The organism is Streptomyces sp. NPDC046909, from assembly GCF_040644695.1.
Lineage (GTDB): Bacteria > Actinomycetota > Actinomycetes > Streptomycetales > Streptomycetaceae > Streptomyces.
The window spans coordinates 258,601-272,479 of the sequence record NZ_JBEYXC010000008.1; the positions used below are offsets into that span (position 1 = coordinate 258,601).

A 13,879-nucleotide genomic window follows, 5' to 3' on the forward strand; every position below is an offset into this window, starting at 1 on the left:
GGCGGTCGCCATGGTGACCTGGGCTGCACTGATCGGTCCGGGCGGTGACCGGTGAAGGAGCCCCGCTACGACGTGATCCTGCGCGTCCTCCGCAGCCCGCAGCCCGTACGGCCGCTGCTGGCTTACGAGTTGCGCGGTCCGGTCGTGCAGCTGCTCGCGTCGGGCACGACGGATCCGACCTGGCAGGCCCCGCCCGGACTGCTGGCCACGGCGATCGAGCAGGCCCTGATCGTGTCCGAGGAGAAGGCCATCCCCAGCCGCGCCAAGCAGCTGGAGACGCCGGCCACTCCTCACGCCCTGATCCTCACCCCGGCCGGGCCGGACTACCTGTGTGCCTGCCAGTGCGGAAGGGCGATCGGCCGCACCCCCAAGGGGCGGTCCGTCGACGGCCTGGTCGGCCTCTGGGAGCAGCACGCCCTGGAGGCCGACCCCGACGTCGCCTGGGCCGACGCCCTCACCTCCCTCCCCACTCCTGTGATCGGAGCGTCATGACCGACACCACCTCCAGCCCGGCCACCACGCCGCCGACTCCGGAGCAGATCGAGGCCGCAGCCCGCATCCTGATGCGGGCCTGGGCCCCCGGGACCCTCCTGCCGGGCGACCGTGGATACGACACCGCCGACGACGGCACCGACCCGGACGAATACTGCGGCTGCGGCGGCACCGACGAGGACGGCGAGTCCCTCGGCTGCAACTGCGGGAACGGCTGCGTCTGCGACAGCTGTGACTACTACCGCTACGCCCGGAACAAGCGGTGCTCAGTAAAGGACTGCGGCAAGACGCCTGCCTTCCGCGTGGTGCGCTTCGGCCTGGTCGACCAGCACGTCCAGGAGCCCACCGAGAAGGGCGCTGTCTGCCCGCACCCGGAGGGCGCCGACCACTTCTGCACGGCCGACACCGTGTACGTCGAGGCCGGGCCGATGGTCCAGGAGTTCAGCCACGAGCCGGCGTGCAGCGTCGCCCACGCTGTCCAGCTACGCGACAGCCAGCGCCAGAACAGCCAGCAGTACGGCCGCGGCGAGCGCGACCACTACCGCATCGAGGCCTGGACCTACACCCCGCACTCCGGCGAACTCCCTGCCCCGCTCCCGGCACTGCGCGAGCAGACCCGTGCCGCGAGCGACAGCACGCGCTTCGCGATCCAGCGACACGCCAAGCACAACGACCCCGGCTACTGGCTGAGCTCGATCCGCCGGCATCTCGCGGTCGCCGCATGGAACGCCCGGCTGGAGATCGAGCGCCCCGACGAGGACGACGACTTCGACGTCGAGCGGCCCGGGCCGGTGCAGGAGGAGCCCGAGCCGGACTGGCCGGACGAGCTGTAGTGAACGGCTCTCATCGGCCGGCGTGCGAGTGGCGCGCGTCAACCCCCCACAGCCTCACCTATGCGCGCCTCTACCCGTCCGGCTGGTGGTGCGCCCGGCACGCCCCCCTACACGTGGCCGACCCGCCAGCAGCCCCGCCCCGACCAGTCCACCCAGGCCGCTGCCCCACCAGCACCGCGCACCGACAAGGACCTGACGCCATGAGCGCACCGGCCACACCCCGCACTCCCACACCGTCCGACCTAGCCCGTCGCCCCAGGCCGGCCTCCCCTTCCCAGGACGCCGTGCCCGGCGCGACGGCCACGCCGACGCCGCCGCCCGCACGGCCGTACGAGCGGCGGCAGCTGTCCGCCGAGGAGGCCGTCGCCCCCGGGAAGCTGAAGCAGAAGGAGCAGTTCCGGCGCATCTTCCTCCTCGCGCTGAGGCGTAGCCACATGCACCCGCACTCGCGTCTGGTGGGGCACGACCTGATGTGGCGTGCCAACCACGCCACCGGGCGGATCCTCGCCGTTGCTCAGCCCACCGTCGAGCAACTCGCCAGCGCCACCGGCCTGACCACCGGGCAAGTCGAAGTCGCGCTCGCCAACCTGCACTCCCGTGGCTGGCTCCACTACCGCCGTCGGCAGGCAGAGGCGCGGGCTGACCGACCCGCGTACAGCCTCGCCATCCCCGCCGGGGTGCTCGAGGAAGTCCGCGCCCTGCGCCCCAACCGCCCCGCCCGCTAGCCGCACAGACCGGCGGCCGCCTCCCCCGGGGCGCCCCCAGCCCTGCGGCCGCCACCCGGGTCCCGCCCGTCTCCCCCTGCGGGCGGGACCCGGCCCCCAACCACCAGCGTCCACAAGGAACTCCATGGACATCGTGCGCACCACACCCAGCCAGATCTTCCACGTCACCGGCGCCGGGGCAGGCGTCAACTTCAACAGCAGGTGCGGCCACGGAGATCCCGTCCTCTCCCTGCATCTGTTCAGCAGCGGCCTCGACAAGGTCGACGACATCGGAGTCCTGCTCCCCTCGTGCATCGCGCCCGACCTCTTCGGCATGGCCCTCGCCTACGTCGAGGCCAGCACCAGTCCGGAGGACGCCGCGGAGTTCATCGACGGCATGTTCGCGCGCAAGGCCGAGTCGCTCTTGGCGCTGAATGCCCGCCGCACCGTCTATGAATCGCGCGGCCCGGCTTGCTGCACAGCCGCAGCTCTCACCCGTGGCAGGGACCACACCTGCGGGCGTACGTCGTGAGCCGCTTCCTCGGTCTCCTCGCCATGGCTCTGACCGTCGCCGCCCTGGTCACCGCCTGCACCACCCGCTGACCCCGAAGGAATCTGATGTCCGCCGCCGCGCTCGCAGCCACCCTGGCTGCACCGCACGCCCAGCCGCAGTCCGCGGCCGCTGGCGTGCGCCCGCGCGAGGGCGGCACGACTGTCCGCGTTCCCCTGCGCCTGGTCGTAGGTGCTCAGTACCCCGATGTGGCCCTGAGCGTCTACGTCAAGATCGCAGCCTTGGCCCTCCGCCCGGAGGGCTGCACCGCTCGCGTCTCCACCCTCGCTGTCTACCTCGGCATGTCCAAGTCCGCTGTCGAGCGCGGCCTCAAGCCGCTGCGCAACCCGGACACGGTCGACGGCCTGGTGGAGATTCCGACGGTCCGCCGTACGCAGCGCGGAGGGAAGGGCGAGTCCGCGCACCGCGTCACTCGCCCCCTCGCCGAGGGCGAGTTGTGGGTGCGGATTCCCGTGCGTGCGGCCGAGTCTCTCGCGCCGCGGCTGCTGCGGCTGTACGCGCTCCTCGCTTACTCCACCGCCCGCGGTATCCCCGTCACCGCGGCCGAGCTCGGGGAGATGCTGCGCCACCACACCGGCAAGCGCGCCGGCGAACACCTCGGCGAGCGGCAGGCCCGCCGCCTGGTCGACGAGCTCGCGCTGACGGGCTGGCTCACGGTGCACCGTCGCGAGGGCGCCCACGGCCGTCACGCCTACGAGACCCACCGGCACCCGCTCCACGCCGTCCCGGCCGTGCCCAAGGCGGCGGCTCTCGAGGACCAGGCGCCCGAGCAACTCCCGTTGTGGGGGGCGGAGTCTGCGGTCATTCATGACGGATCGGGTTCGGATCTTGATGGTGGTTCCCTCGCGTCTAAGGAAGACCACCTGACTGACCGACTTGATGATTCGCCTACCGACGTGGGGGTTTCCCGCCGTAGGCGAGTGACCGTGAGTACCCCCGCCACGCCCGCCAGTGATCTCGCCGGGGGTACGTTCGGGCCGGGCACCTCTCGCGCTGCGCGCGGGAACCACCCCGCCAGCCGCGCGCCGTACACCGGGCCGGAGCTGCGCTGGACGCGCCGCATCCACGACAGCCTCGCCCCCGTCCGACACCTCCTCGATGGTGTCGGCCCGTTCCTCTTGCGCCGGGTGGCCCGCGAGATCGGCCGCCAGCTCGACGACGCCACGCGCACCCTCGTGACCCCGGAGCGCATCGCTGCCCGGATCGCCGCCCGCTACCGCGACGCCCGCCGCATCGAGGACGTCGGCGCGTGGCTGCTGGCCGTGGCCGTCGTCCCGAAGGGCTGCGGGCAGCCGCTGTGCGAGGACGGCCGCACCTGGCCGACCGGCGCCCGGTGCGAGACCTGCGCGCACCAGCGGCAGATCACCAGCGAGCAGTGGCGCCGCGCCCGCGCATGGGACGAGCGGCCGGCCGCGCGCCGGGCCGAGGCCGCGCTGCCGAAGGCCACGTACCGGGAGCGGTCCGCGGTGTCCGACGCCGAGGTCCTGGCGGTCGCCGCCGCGTACGGGCTGACTGCCGCGCTGCACCGCTACGGCGTGCTCCACGCAGGTCCGGTGCTGCGCGCCCGATACGGCGAACTCCCGGGCCCGGTCGCTTCAGTCGCTGCGCCGGACCCGCACTTCACGGAGGAGGCGCTGATGCGCGACGACTACATGCCCGCCGAGTTCCGGACCGCGGTCGGTCGGGCCGGGCGCACCGGTGCGCTCACGATCGCCTGCCCTGCACCCGGCTGCCTCGCCGAGGAGGGGCAGCCCTGCACCACCCCGCGGGGCCGTCGACGGGCCGAACCTCACACGGCACGAACTGCCTCCGCCCAGACACGCGGAGAGGAGACCTGATCATGGCCACGACCCCACACCCCACCCGAGGTGTCACCACCTGCAACCGGTGTGGCGCGTCCATCCGCTGGGCATCGGGCCCGGACCGCGGGCAGCGCACCCCGCTCAACGCGCTGCCCTCCCCTGCCGGGAACCTGGCCGCCCGGTCCAACGGTCTCGGCGGCCTGGTCGTGCGCCGACTCGACGTCGAAGAGCCGGAGCCGGTGGACGCGTTGCTCGAGTGGAAGGCGATCGCGCACTGGTCCAGCTGCACCGGTGGCAACAGCCAGCAGCAGGCCCCGGCCCCGCAGGCACCGAGGGCACGGCCCGGGCGGCGCAGGCCGGCCGTCCAGCCCCCGCTGTGGGGGCAGCGGTGACAACGATCATGCAGCCGGGCGACGCCTGGCAGACGCACGCCGCGTGCGGCAGCGCCGACACCGACTCCTTCTTCACTGCCGACCCCACCACAGCCAGGGAGTTCTGCGGTGGCTGCCTCGTACAGCCGGAGTGCCTGTACGACGCCCTCGACGCCGACGCCCCCAACGGCATCTGGGGTGGCCGTACCCTCAAAGAACGCCGCGCACTGCCCGTCCTCCCCTCCAGCAGGACGAAGGCACTCGCCATCCTGCGCGAACTCCTCGACGGCTCCGGCACCACGCCCGTGCCCGCCGAAGCAACCGCCTCCACCGACACCACCACCCAGCCGGAGGCGCTCGTGCTCGTGCCCGGGCCTGGCGGCCGGTACACGCCCGAGCAGCGCGCCGAGTACGAGCGGCGCACAGTCGAACTCCTCAAGGCCGGGGCCTCGTACAGCGAGATCAAGAGGCAGGTCGGGATCAGCGCGCCGACCATCGCCCGCGTCCGCAAGGAGGCGGGGCTCGGGCCGTCCGGACTGACCGGCGGCCATCCTGCACGGACGAAGGCCGAAGCCCTCGCTGCGGGGATCGAGCCGTACGGCGACGGGCATGCCCGCTGGACCGGACCGATGGCCGGCCGCATGCCCCAACTCTCGGCTGAGAGCCGCCAGCTCAACGCCCGTCACGTCGCGTTCGAGCTGCACCACGGCCGTCCGCCCGTCGGCCGCGTGCGCAGCAACTGCGGCGTGACGACATGCATGGCCGGCGCCCACCTCATCGACACCGTGCTGGGCGACACCCCGGTAGCAGAGGAGGAGCCCGTGACGGTCCAGGCCCTCAAGGACCTGCTCGCCGAGATCGACGAGCAAGGCGGCCCGCAAGCCGCCCGCGACAACCGCCTCCACCTCCCCAGCGAAAGGACGCCCGAGCTCATGACCACAGCCACCGCGCCGAGCCCAGCCCCTTCCACAGCCGACGATGCACCGCCGACGGCCACCGCGGAGGAGCACCTCGAGCCGCTGCCGCAGGCCACGGCTGAGGCCCTGCCCGTAGACGCCCTCCTCAAGTGGGGCGACGAGCACCCCGACCCGGACGTCCAGGACCAAGCCGCGCGTGCCCGCGCTGCCCTCGCCAGCCTTCGTACGCGATACGCCGCGAACCAGGAGCTGACCGAGATCGCGTCTGAGATCGAGCAGTTGGAGAAGCAGCTCGCCGAACTCCGGGCCCGCGAAGCCGTACTGACGCCTGCGAGGAAGAAGCCCGCGACTAGGTCGAAGACGAAGCAGAAGGCCAGGCCGAGCGCTCGCGGACACGACACCGCCTCAGTCCGAGTGTGGGCTGCCGCCAATGGTGTCGACTGCCCGCGCTTCGGCAGGATCCCGGGGCCCGTCCTCGACGCGTGGCAGAAGGCGACCGGCCAGACGGGCGGCGCCTCGTCGTGAGCGCGCCCGTCCAGTGCCCAATGTGCCACCAGCCGACCCGGTCCGCCGCCGCAAAGAAGCGCGGCGGGATCGGCGGCCGCTGCTGGCGCAAGCTCGCCCCCGCCCAGCGCGCCGCGATCCGCCAGGACCCGGCCCGCTTCCGCGCGATCCTCGCCCGCCCCATCCCCGTGGCCGATGACCAACTCCCCCTGGATGAACAGGAGATCAGCAAGTGACCGCCACCCGGTACCGCAAGAAGCCCGTCGAGGTCGACACCATCCAGTGGACCGGCACCAACGAGGCCGACGTCCAGGCCTTCGCCTGCGGGCCCAGCCGCTTCTACGCCCTCGCCGAAGAGGACCGTGTCGGATGCGACGACCCCGAAGCAACGGCCGCCGTCTTCGACACTCTGCACTCGACGTGGATCCTCGTGTACACCGGCCAGCACATCGTGCGCGGCGTGAAGGGCGAGTACTACCCGATCGCGGAGGACGCGCTCGCCGAGACGTACGAGCCCGCTGAGGCCTCGGCCGACGCCCTCACGCTGCTGCTGCACGAGGTCCGCGCCGAGCGCGGCCGCCAGGACCAGCGCTGGGGTGAGCAGAACCACCTCGACGGCACAGGTCCCGACGTGGAGCTCCTCCCCGGCTGGCCGGCCCGAGACCTCGCCAGCGCCGCCCAGAACATCTGCCAGCGCTACGCCCAGATGGGCATCGTCACGTGGCGGGACATCTTCGGCGAGGAAGTGTGCGAGGCACTCGCCGAGTCCGACCCGGCCCGGCTGCGCGCCGAGCTCGTGCAAGCCGTCTCCGTCGGCGTCGCCTGGATCCAGGCCATCGACCGGCGCTCCCGGCAGGGGCAGCCGTCGTGATCATCATTGAATCGGCCGACGCCTTCGTCGCCCTGTACGACGCCGTGCTCCTCTGGGCCCGCATCCTCGGCGCCGCCGCCGCGTTCGTGCTCTGCGTCGTCGCCTACGCGATCGGCCCGCTCGTCGCACCCGCCGCCCGCACCGTACGCCACGCCCCGTCCTGGGCGCGTGGCGCGGTCCGTGCGCGGCGCCTCGCCCGCCGGCGGACGCGGCCGCAGGACTACCGGGAGGCAGCGTGATCGCCGCTATCGCCGGGGCTGCCTGCCCGCTCCTCTACCTGCTCGCCGTCCTCGGTCTGCTCATCCTCATCCACCGCAACCGCCGGAGGAATCCGTGACCCCGCACCGCCGTTACCAACACGGCGCCACCGTCGGCGCCGTCCTCCTCGCTGCCACCGCTACCGGTGCCGGCCTGTACGGGATGTACGTGCCCGCTGTGGTCTTCGGGTTCGGCGTCCTGGTCCTCACCGAGGCTGCCTTCCGCGAGCACCGCCGCCATCAGCGCCTGGTGCTCGAGCACGACTGGGCCAGACGCCGCTCGCAGGGCGAGACCCCGCCCCCGCTCACCCCGTGCTGCCTCCTCGCCCGAGCGTCGAAGGGTGAGGCACACGACCACAAGTGCACCGACGTCTCCCAGTGGGCGCACCACGCTGAGCCCCACACTTCGGCTCCCGCAGCGCAGGACTGCGCCTCATGACCGAGACCACATGGCGAGCCGAGGATCACGAGGGACACGGCAGCCCCTGCGAGCACCGGCCCGACGGCTCCTGCGCCGGACCGGCCGACACCTGCCATTCCATGGACGTCGACGGCCAGACCATCCGCGTGCGCGGGCACGGTGACATGGACGAGGAGACCCACGCCGCACTCACCGACCTCGTCCGGGTCGCCACCCGCCGCTTCGCCGAAGACCAGGCCACGATCGTCCAGCAGGTCAACGACCTACGCGGCGCCTGGCTCAGAGCAGGCCCACCACCGCTCGGCACCTCCATAGCCCGCTGGTGGGACGCCCGGCTCATCGAACTCCAGAACACCCTCCGACGCCCGGACGGCGCCAGGTCCCAGCCCGGCGATCCACCGCACGTGTCCATGGAGCAGTGGGTGCTCCAACTGGTCGGTGTCCTCGCCGACTTGGACCGCTGCCAGCACGGCCGCCACGAAGGCGACCCGTGCGGATCCTGCGGCGGCCTGTCCGCCGGCAACCCGTACGTCGGGCCCGGCCGGGTCATCGGCCACAACGTCTACGGCAACCCGATCGTCCTGCCCACCCGCAACAGCAAGACCGACCCCGCCGCCTGGCGGGCGACCAAGGAGAAGACCTCGTGAGCCAAGAACGCGACGCCCTGCTCGAGCGGGCCCGCACCCATATCAAGGCCGTCATGACGGAGATCAAGGACCAGCAGCCCGGACAACTCGCGCAACCCGCAGGCCTGTTCATGTCGGGCATGATCACCGGCCTGGCCGCGGGCGTGGAGATCCTCGGCGGCGGTACCGCGGAGCAGTCCCTGGAGACCGTGCACACGCGGCTGGCCGCGGCCATCGGCGAGGCCTACATCGCCGGCACTCTGCCCACCACGCCGCCAGCCACAGACACCGATGGGCAGCCCACCCGGGCTGAAGAGATCCGCGAACTCGCGGCAGCCATCAGTGGTCTGACCGCAGCGATCCGCGAGGACATCGCCGACCGGCAACCGCCGCCCGTCTGTAACGCACCCAACAGCATCGACACCCAGCACTGCGAGCTGGTCGCGGGCCACGAGGGACGGCACGTGCAGGGCATCAGCAGCTGGCCGAGGAAGGGCGACTGACCCATGCGCATCTACTACGACACCGAGTTCCTCGAGGACGGCAAGACCATCGAGCTGATCAGCATCGGCATGGTCGCCGAGGACGGCCGCGAGCTGTACGCCGTCAACGAGGACATCAGCAAAGACCCGCTCCACGAACGCATCTGCAAGCACCAGTGGCTGATGGAGAACGTCGTCCCCCACCTCCCGCTGGCCACCGGCAGCACGAAGAGCCACGGCCGCATGTCGATGTCCATGGCCTACCGAGGCTTCTTCAACCTCGACATGACGAGCAACGCCGTCATGCCGCTCAGGATGATCCGCAACGCGGTGCGTGACTTCGTCCTCGGCACTGACCCCGATCAGCTTCCGCACGTCGAGCTGTGGGCCTGGTACGGGGCGTACGACCACGTCGCCCTCGCGCAGCTCTTCGGCCGCATGATCAACCTGCCCGAAGGCATGCCGATGTGGACCAACGACCTGCGCCAGGAGTGCGCACGGCTCGGCAACCCGCCCTTGCCGGAGCAGCCCGACGGCGTACATAACGCTCTCGCCGACGCCCGTCACAACCTCGTCCGCGCCCAGGCCCTCGACGCACTCGCCGCGAAGGAGGGCTAGAGCCTTGACCATCGCTGTGGACTTCGACGGCGTGATCCACGCCTACAGCCGTGGCTGGGCAGACGGGACGATCTACGACCCGCCCATGCCCGGCGCCATCACCGGCCTGCGCCAGCTGATGGAGCAGGACGCCGTGTTCATCTTCACCACGCGCGAGCCCGAGCAGGTCATGACCTGGCTCCAGCACTACGACTTCGATGTCACCACCGACGAGCGGTGCAGCATCTGCTCACGGGGCAGCGAGCAGACCCCGGCGCCGGACTGCCGCGGCTGCAAGGGGAGCGGCCTGATCACCTTCTGGAACCCGCGCGGCCAGCTGCTGGCGACGAACCGCAAGCTCGCGGCCGTGGCGTACCTCGACGACAGGGCCGTGCACTTCACCAACTGGGACCAGGCGCTCACCGATCTGGCTCCGAGGGGGCACTGATCGTGGAGCCCGTCCCCGTCATGGTCTATAGGGAGGGCCTCGGCTGGCAGCCGCTCGGCCACATCGTCAGCACCGGCCAGCCCCCGTACGTGTGCGCTCCTCCCGACTGGCAGCGGGAGGTCGTCACCTGGGCCCGCCAGTACGGCAAGAGCGCCGGTGTCCTCACCGCCACCATCGAGGCCTCGCTCACCGGCATCCACACCCTCGTCGACTCCCTGTTCGCCAACCATCAGGCTCAACGCGACCGGCGGGTACGACGCCTCGCTGACGACCTCGGGCTCTGGCCCGAGACCGCACGCTCCCAGTTCGACGCGGTGGAGCGCGTCCTCGAGGCCGCCGGCGTCGGCGACGGCTACGGACGGCTCTCCCTCACCCAGCCCGTACGCCCGCCCGTCCCCCCGCCGGTCGTGCCCGAGCTCGTCCGCAGGTATCCCGACCCGTACGAACGGGCCGCCACCCCGTCCACCACCGGGTTCCCGCTCACTCTGTGCAGCGCGATCCCCCGACCCCGCACCAACTAACCATGGACCGCTGCGAGTTCACCGACCTCGATCAGTCGATGTGCGCGCACTGCCGACCGCCCGCCGAGCCCGAGCCCGAGCCACCCAAGCCGGTCTCGGCAGGGCGCTGGTTCCACGCCGTCTACCCCGGCACCTGCGCCGACTGCCGCGGCCCCTTCACCCCCGACACCCCGATCCGCATGCAGATCCCGGCCGGCTGGATCGCCGACTGCTGTGACACCCCCACCTGGTGACACCCGCCGGGCCCGGAACCCCGCACCGGCCCGGCACTGCCCCACCCGCACCACCCGAGGAGACACCCGGTGACCACCCCAACCACGCCCTGCGCCGCGACCACCTGCACCCGCACCCTGCTCGACACCGAACTCACCACCGGACAGACCCTGTGCTCCCCGTGCGTCGACGTCATGGGCGTCTGGCTACGCGAACTCCCCCTGCAAGTCACCGTCCTCAAGGGCTCCCGCCAACGCGAGACCACCGGCGCCCGGACCGGAGGCCGCACGGTCCACCGCACCGCACCCCTGCCCGGCCGCGCCGACGTCCTCAACCTCCTCGGCCCCGCCGCCTGGACCGACCACATCACCGACCCCCACGGCGACGCCCGCGCCGACCAGCACGGCCAGCTCCCCATCGCCGGCGTCCTCATCCCCTGGATCCGCATCATCACCGAGGAACGCCGCTGGAACCCGCCCGTCTCCCTCGCCCCCGAGGACCTGGCACTGTGGCTCGCCCAGCCCAAGCCCCTCGCCTGGGCCTCCCGCCGCCCCTGGTCCGGCGACATGCGCGACGAGCTCCACGCGCTGATGCGCACCGTCCGCAGCACGACGAGCCTGCGCCCCCGACGTCGGCCAGTGCCTCAGCCGTGTCCACGCTGCGAGGACCTTGAGCTTGTCGCGACCGATCATCAGTTGTACGTCGAATGCAACGCCTGCCAGGGCTTGTTCACCCGCGAGGAACTCGCCCTCGCTGCCCGCATCACGGCCGCCGCTCTCGACGCTGGCGCGGCCTGATTGCAGCCACGAAGCGATCGCCCGGGCGGGCGACTCCGTTCCGTCCGGGGCAGCATCCGATCGGGTCAGTCCAGCATTCCCAGCTCGGTGTCCGGGCGGCAGTGCGGACACGGATCCACTCGATCCGCGAGCGCCTGACGGGCTTGCTCTCGCGTCGCTGCCTTCGACCGCTTGCCCGCCATGTGGCAACCGCCGACGTGCACGTAGACCGGCGGCGTCTCACGGTTGAGGCTCTGCTCGATCAGCCAGTCCGGCGTCGGCGGCCGGGCCGCGATGCCCCGCTGCTGCTCGGCCTCTCGCCGCTCAGCCGCTGCGATCTGGGTCCGTACTCGCTCCAGGGTGAGGGCGAGCCACGTCTCCAGGATCCGGAGTCTGGGCAGGTCGGGCGGCAGATCGGTCACGCCTTCAGCTTGCGCCAAAATTCGAACAAGGTTTCTACTGGCCTCATGGGCAGGTACAAGGTCGACCACCTCACCGACATCCAGGAGCGCATGCTCCGCGTCATCCGCGAGGCCATCGCAGACCACGGCGAGGCCCCCACCGTGCAGGAGATCGGCGCCGCCGTTGGCCTGCGCAGCCCCTCCTCAGTCCACTACCAACTCGTCGAGCTGGAGACGAAGGGCGCCATCGTCCGGGAGGCCGGCAGAGCCCGCGGGATCCGACTCGCATGACCCAGGAGCGCTACCACCTGACTCTGATCCTCGACGGGAAGCCGGCGCGGCACGGCTGGTGGGGCGACGAGACGGTTGCGCGCGGAAAGTTCACGCTGTGGGTGAGCGAGTGCAGCGGGAAGCCGGGCTCCAGCGTCACCCTCGTCGACGAGGAGACGGAAACGGTGGTGGCAAGCTGGCCCGACGCTACGTAGGTCAGGCGTCGGCGGCCGGAGCAGTGGGGCTGCGCCACTCCGGGTGATCCCTGATCCAGTCGCGATACGCCTTGTTGCCGTACACGCGAGCGTCAGCACTAGCGCTCGCTACGAACTCACCCCAGCCGGGTGTTCCGTGGAGGTTGTGCAGCGGGGCGTCCTCACGCAGCGCCCGGCGTTCCTCGGCCGCCGCCTCCTCGCGTGATCGGTACCAAGCGACCTCGAAGGTAGCGACATCCGGCCACCACTCATGCTGATCCGCATGCGAGGCCCAGCGCCCCATGGGGTTGCGGCCGATGCCGACATACATCAGGCGCCCGCTCGCATCACTGAGTCGATAGACGGCCGTCTCGCCGGCGTTCTTATCTCCCACTCGGGGGTGCGGCATCCGCCCCTGGATCTTGCGCTCCATCAGTTGGCTGGCCCTTCGATCGGTGGATGTCGGTCCTCTGCCCCTGCCGCGACTTCCGCTGACGGAAGTACGGCTCGATGACACGCCAGTCGAACAGGCGGATGCGGCCGATCTTCTTGGCCTGATCGATAGGTACGGGCCAGTCCGGATCTTCCTCGGCGAGCTGCCGGCATCGCTGCGCGCTGAGCCTCTTCAGCCCTGCCGCTTCGAGACGCGCGGGCATGTCCGCGAAGGAGATCAAGTCCGGGCCTCCCGTCTCATCGACTTCCTCCGGCGGGGAGTCGGGCATGACTCCATCCTTCCAACTTCCTTGTTTTAAAACAAGGAAGTTCGCTACTGTCGTTCTCGGCACAACGGAAAACCCCTCGGCCCACGCGGAGTTGCACCTCCGGGCCGAGGGGTGGACCCGTCCTCAGCGATCAAAAGGAAGGTCCGCCATGGAGCGTACCCACCACGACCCCACGGACGAAGCCCTGAAGCAGCTGATCGAGCAGCCCAGCTACGGGGCCCAGGTCCTCGTCGTCACGGCCCGCATGCTCGAGATGGACTCCGCCGAGCCCATGACCGTCCTCGCCCGCGAGCGTGCGCTCGACATCGCGGCCGACGCGATCCTCGGCCGGCTCCCCGACGCCGTCAGTGAGGACAGTCTCGCCCGCGCCTACCGCATGCTCCCCGCCATCGGGCGCACCACGCGCGGCGAGTACGCGCTGCACCTGCGCGCTGCGGCCAAGGAGCTGGGATGACCAGCCGCGACGGCAACGGCACCGCACAGGCCGCGCCCTTGGTGATGCAGATGCTCGGGGAGATGGCTGAGCGTCTCGAGACTCACCGGCCCGAGGAGCCGTTCACCCCGGCTGCCCGCATCGCGGTGATCCAGGCCACGACCATGGACCCGTCCCTCGCCCGCGCCTTGCGCCTGAGGGCCCCGGAGGTCACCCAGCCGGTCACGCGCGGCGAGTACGCGGCGCGGCTGCGCGAGGCTGCGGCCGGCCAGCCGTCCTCGAAGGCCCGGAGGGTCGCCGCTCTGCATGAGGAGTGCCGTCGGGACTACGCCGAAGGCCGTCGGCAGCAGGACGTCAGCGGGCACCGCGACGACGCGCATCTGATCGCCGGGGTCTCCGAGTCCGCCCGGGCCCGCACCGAGAACGACCTCTGAGCTGCCGGGCCCCGCACCT

General features: G+C 71.4%; 25 protein-coding genes. 22 read left to right on the top strand and 3 right to left on the bottom strand.

Annotated features, from left to right (window positions below):
- Positions 1–51: 51 nt before the first annotated feature.
- The 18 genes from ABZ928_RS26995 (at position 52) to ABZ928_RS27080 (ending at position 11,427) form a co-directional block, all read left to right on the top strand.
- Positions 52–492 (top strand): hypothetical protein, encoded by a 441-nt coding sequence (locus ABZ928_RS26995; protein ID WP_361524009.1) that lies wholly within the window; start codon positions 52–54, stop codon positions 490–492.
- On the top strand, positions 489–1,325 hold the full coding sequence (locus ABZ928_RS27000) for a hypothetical protein (protein ID WP_361524011.1): 837 nt from the start codon (positions 489–491) through the stop codon (positions 1,323–1,325). Before ABZ928_RS26995 ends, ABZ928_RS27000 begins: the two co-directional genes overlap by 4 nt.
- A gap of 200 nt (positions 1,326–1,525) precedes the next feature.
- Positions 1,526–2,050, top strand: a complete 525-nt coding sequence (locus tag ABZ928_RS27005) for a hypothetical protein (protein ID WP_361524014.1) — start codon at positions 1,526–1,528, stop codon at positions 2,048–2,050.
- 124 nt (positions 2,051–2,174) lie between these two features.
- Complete coding sequence (locus ABZ928_RS27010; RefSeq protein ID WP_361524017.1) at positions 2,175–2,561, top strand: hypothetical protein; 387 nt, start codon at positions 2,175–2,177, stop codon at positions 2,559–2,561.
- Positions 2,562–2,647: 86 nt separating this feature from the next.
- Positions 2,648–4,438, top strand: coding sequence for a hypothetical protein (locus ABZ928_RS27015; protein WP_361524020.1), 1,791 nt, complete (start codon positions 2,648–2,650; stop codon positions 4,436–4,438).
- Between the two features lie 2 nt (positions 4,439–4,440).
- Entirely contained in the window at positions 4,441–4,794 is a 354-nt protein-coding gene (locus ABZ928_RS27020) for a hypothetical protein (protein WP_361524023.1), read from the top strand.
- Positions 4,791–6,215, top strand: coding sequence for a histone-like nucleoid-structuring protein Lsr2 (locus ABZ928_RS27025; protein WP_361524026.1), 1,425 nt, complete (start codon positions 4,791–4,793; stop codon positions 6,213–6,215). Before ABZ928_RS27020 ends, ABZ928_RS27025 begins: the two co-directional genes overlap by 4 nt.
- Positions 6,212–6,430 (top strand): hypothetical protein, encoded by a 219-nt coding sequence (locus ABZ928_RS27030; RefSeq protein ID WP_361524028.1) that lies wholly within the window; start codon positions 6,212–6,214, stop codon positions 6,428–6,430. Before ABZ928_RS27025 ends, ABZ928_RS27030 begins: the two co-directional genes overlap by 4 nt.
- Positions 6,427–7,065 carry a hypothetical protein gene (locus ABZ928_RS27035; protein ID WP_361524031.1) on the top strand — a complete coding sequence of 213 codons (639 nt, stop codon included), beginning with the start codon at positions 6,427–6,429 and terminating at the stop codon, positions 7,063–7,065. The genes ABZ928_RS27030 and ABZ928_RS27035 overlap by 4 nt, the downstream gene beginning before the upstream one ends.
- Positions 7,062–7,304, top strand: coding sequence for a hypothetical protein (locus ABZ928_RS27040; RefSeq protein ID WP_361524033.1), 243 nt, complete (start codon positions 7,062–7,064; stop codon positions 7,302–7,304). Before ABZ928_RS27035 ends, ABZ928_RS27040 begins: the two co-directional genes overlap by 4 nt.
- A gap of 94 nt (positions 7,305–7,398) precedes the next feature.
- A complete protein-coding gene (locus tag ABZ928_RS27045) occupies positions 7,399–7,761 on the top strand; it encodes a hypothetical protein (RefSeq protein WP_361524036.1) in 363 nt (120 codons plus the stop codon).
- Positions 7,758–8,390: a hypothetical protein gene (locus ABZ928_RS27050; RefSeq protein WP_361524039.1), complete on the top strand. Its 633-nt coding sequence runs from the start codon at positions 7,758–7,760 to the stop codon at positions 8,388–8,390. Before ABZ928_RS27045 ends, ABZ928_RS27050 begins: the two co-directional genes overlap by 4 nt.
- Complete coding sequence (locus tag ABZ928_RS27055) at positions 8,387–8,872, top strand: hypothetical protein (RefSeq protein WP_361524041.1); 486 nt, start codon at positions 8,387–8,389, stop codon at positions 8,870–8,872. The genes ABZ928_RS27050 and ABZ928_RS27055 overlap by 4 nt, the downstream gene beginning before the upstream one ends.
- A 3-nt stretch (positions 8,873–8,875) precedes the next feature.
- On the top strand, positions 8,876–9,469 hold the full coding sequence (locus tag ABZ928_RS27060; protein ID WP_361524044.1) for a 3'-5' exoribonuclease: 594 nt from the start codon (positions 8,876–8,878) through the stop codon (positions 9,467–9,469).
- A 4-nt stretch (positions 9,470–9,473) separates the two neighbouring features.
- Positions 9,474–9,896, top strand: coding sequence for a hypothetical protein (locus ABZ928_RS27065; protein ID WP_361524047.1), 423 nt, complete (start codon positions 9,474–9,476; stop codon positions 9,894–9,896).
- A 20-nt stretch (positions 9,897–9,916) separates the two neighbouring features.
- A complete protein-coding gene (locus ABZ928_RS27070) occupies positions 9,917–10,417 on the top strand; it encodes a hypothetical protein (protein WP_361524050.1) in 501 nt (166 codons plus the stop codon).
- Positions 10,418–10,419: 2 nt separating this feature from the next.
- The gene (locus tag ABZ928_RS27075; protein WP_361524053.1) at positions 10,420–10,650 is read left to right on the top strand and encodes a hypothetical protein; all 231 of its coding nucleotides are present in this window, start codon (positions 10,420–10,422) and stop codon (positions 10,648–10,650) included.
- A gap of 69 nt (positions 10,651–10,719) precedes the next feature.
- Positions 10,720–11,427: a hypothetical protein gene (locus ABZ928_RS27080; protein ID WP_361524056.1), complete on the top strand. Its 708-nt coding sequence runs from the start codon at positions 10,720–10,722 to the stop codon at positions 11,425–11,427.
- Between the two features lie 65 nt (positions 11,428–11,492).
- Here the strand turns inward: ABZ928_RS27080 and ABZ928_RS27085 are convergent, their stop codons facing one another.
- Positions 11,493–11,828 (bottom strand): DUF6233 domain-containing protein, encoded by a 336-nt coding sequence (locus ABZ928_RS27085; RefSeq protein ID WP_361524059.1) that lies wholly within the window; start codon positions 11,826–11,828, stop codon positions 11,493–11,495.
- 45 nt (positions 11,829–11,873) lie between these two features.
- Between ABZ928_RS27085 and ABZ928_RS27090 the strand changes: the two genes are divergently transcribed.
- Entirely contained in the window at positions 11,874–12,098 is a 225-nt protein-coding gene (locus ABZ928_RS27090) for a hypothetical protein (protein WP_361524062.1), read from the top strand.
- A complete protein-coding gene (locus ABZ928_RS27095; protein ID WP_361524065.1) occupies positions 12,095–12,292 on the top strand; it encodes a hypothetical protein in 198 nt (65 codons plus the stop codon). The genes ABZ928_RS27090 and ABZ928_RS27095 overlap by 4 nt, the downstream gene beginning before the upstream one ends.
- 1 nt (position 12,293) lies before the next feature.
- Here the strand turns inward: ABZ928_RS27095 and ABZ928_RS27100 are convergent, their stop codons facing one another.
- Positions 12,294–12,704 carry a hypothetical protein gene (locus tag ABZ928_RS27100; protein ID WP_361524068.1) on the bottom strand — a complete coding sequence of 137 codons (411 nt, stop codon included), beginning with the start codon at positions 12,702–12,704 and terminating at the stop codon, positions 12,294–12,296.
- Entirely contained in the window at positions 12,655–12,993 is a 339-nt protein-coding gene (locus ABZ928_RS27105) for a hypothetical protein (protein ID WP_361524071.1), read from the bottom strand. The genes ABZ928_RS27100 and ABZ928_RS27105 overlap by 50 nt, the downstream gene beginning before the upstream one ends.
- A 148-nt stretch (positions 12,994–13,141) precedes the next feature.
- Between ABZ928_RS27105 and ABZ928_RS27110 the strand changes: the two genes are divergently transcribed.
- Positions 13,142–13,447 carry a hypothetical protein gene (locus ABZ928_RS27110; protein ID WP_361524074.1) on the top strand — a complete coding sequence of 102 codons (306 nt, stop codon included), beginning with the start codon at positions 13,142–13,144 and terminating at the stop codon, positions 13,445–13,447.
- The gene (locus tag ABZ928_RS27115; RefSeq protein ID WP_361524077.1) at positions 13,444–13,860 is read left to right on the top strand and encodes a hypothetical protein; all 417 of its coding nucleotides are present in this window, start codon (positions 13,444–13,446) and stop codon (positions 13,858–13,860) included. Before ABZ928_RS27110 ends, ABZ928_RS27115 begins: the two co-directional genes overlap by 4 nt.
- Positions 13,861–13,879 lie beyond the last annotated feature (19 nt).

Bases quoted from the DNA above. Each gene is read 5' to 3' on its own strand.
- ABZ928_RS27015 (WP_361524020.1), top strand. From the start codon at position 2,648: ATGTCCGCCGCCGCGCTCGCAGCCACCCTGGCTGCACCGCACGCCCAG.
- ABZ928_RS27075 (WP_361524053.1), top strand. From the start codon at position 10,420: ATGGACCGCTGCGAGTTCACCGACCTCGATCAGTCGATGTGCGCGCAC.
- ABZ928_RS27020 (WP_361524023.1), top strand. From the start codon at position 4,441: ATGGCCACGACCCCACACCCCACCCGAGGTGTCACCACCTGCAACCGG.
- ABZ928_RS27070 (WP_361524050.1), top strand. From the start codon at position 9,917: ATGGTCTATAGGGAGGGCCTCGGCTGGCAGCCGCTCGGCCACATCGTC.
- ABZ928_RS27095 (WP_361524065.1), top strand. From the start codon at position 12,095: ATGACCCAGGAGCGCTACCACCTGACTCTGATCCTCGACGGGAAGCCG.
- ABZ928_RS27115 (WP_361524077.1), top strand. From the start codon at position 13,444: ATGACCAGCCGCGACGGCAACGGCACCGCACAGGCCGCGCCCTTGGTG.
- ABZ928_RS27105 (WP_361524071.1), bottom strand. From the start codon at position 12,993: ATGCCCGACTCCCCGCCGGAGGAAGTCGATGAGACGGGAGGCCCGGAC.
- ABZ928_RS27090 (WP_361524062.1), top strand. From the start codon at position 11,874: ATGGGCAGGTACAAGGTCGACCACCTCACCGACATCCAGGAGCGCATG.
- ABZ928_RS27050 (WP_361524039.1), top strand. From the start codon at position 7,758: ATGACCGAGACCACATGGCGAGCCGAGGATCACGAGGGACACGGCAGC.
- ABZ928_RS27110 (WP_361524074.1), top strand. From the start codon at position 13,142: ATGGAGCGTACCCACCACGACCCCACGGACGAAGCCCTGAAGCAGCTG.
- ABZ928_RS27100 (WP_361524068.1), bottom strand. From the start codon at position 12,704: ATGGAGCGCAAGATCCAGGGGCGGATGCCGCACCCCCGAGTGGGAGAT.
- ABZ928_RS27000 (WP_361524011.1), top strand. From the start codon at position 489: ATGACCGACACCACCTCCAGCCCGGCCACCACGCCGCCGACTCCGGAG.
- ABZ928_RS27010 (WP_361524017.1), top strand. From the start codon at position 2,175: ATGGACATCGTGCGCACCACACCCAGCCAGATCTTCCACGTCACCGGC.
- ABZ928_RS27060 (WP_361524044.1), top strand. From the start codon at position 8,876: ATGCGCATCTACTACGACACCGAGTTCCTCGAGGACGGCAAGACCATC.
- ABZ928_RS27005 (WP_361524014.1), top strand. From the start codon at position 1,526: ATGAGCGCACCGGCCACACCCCGCACTCCCACACCGTCCGACCTAGCC.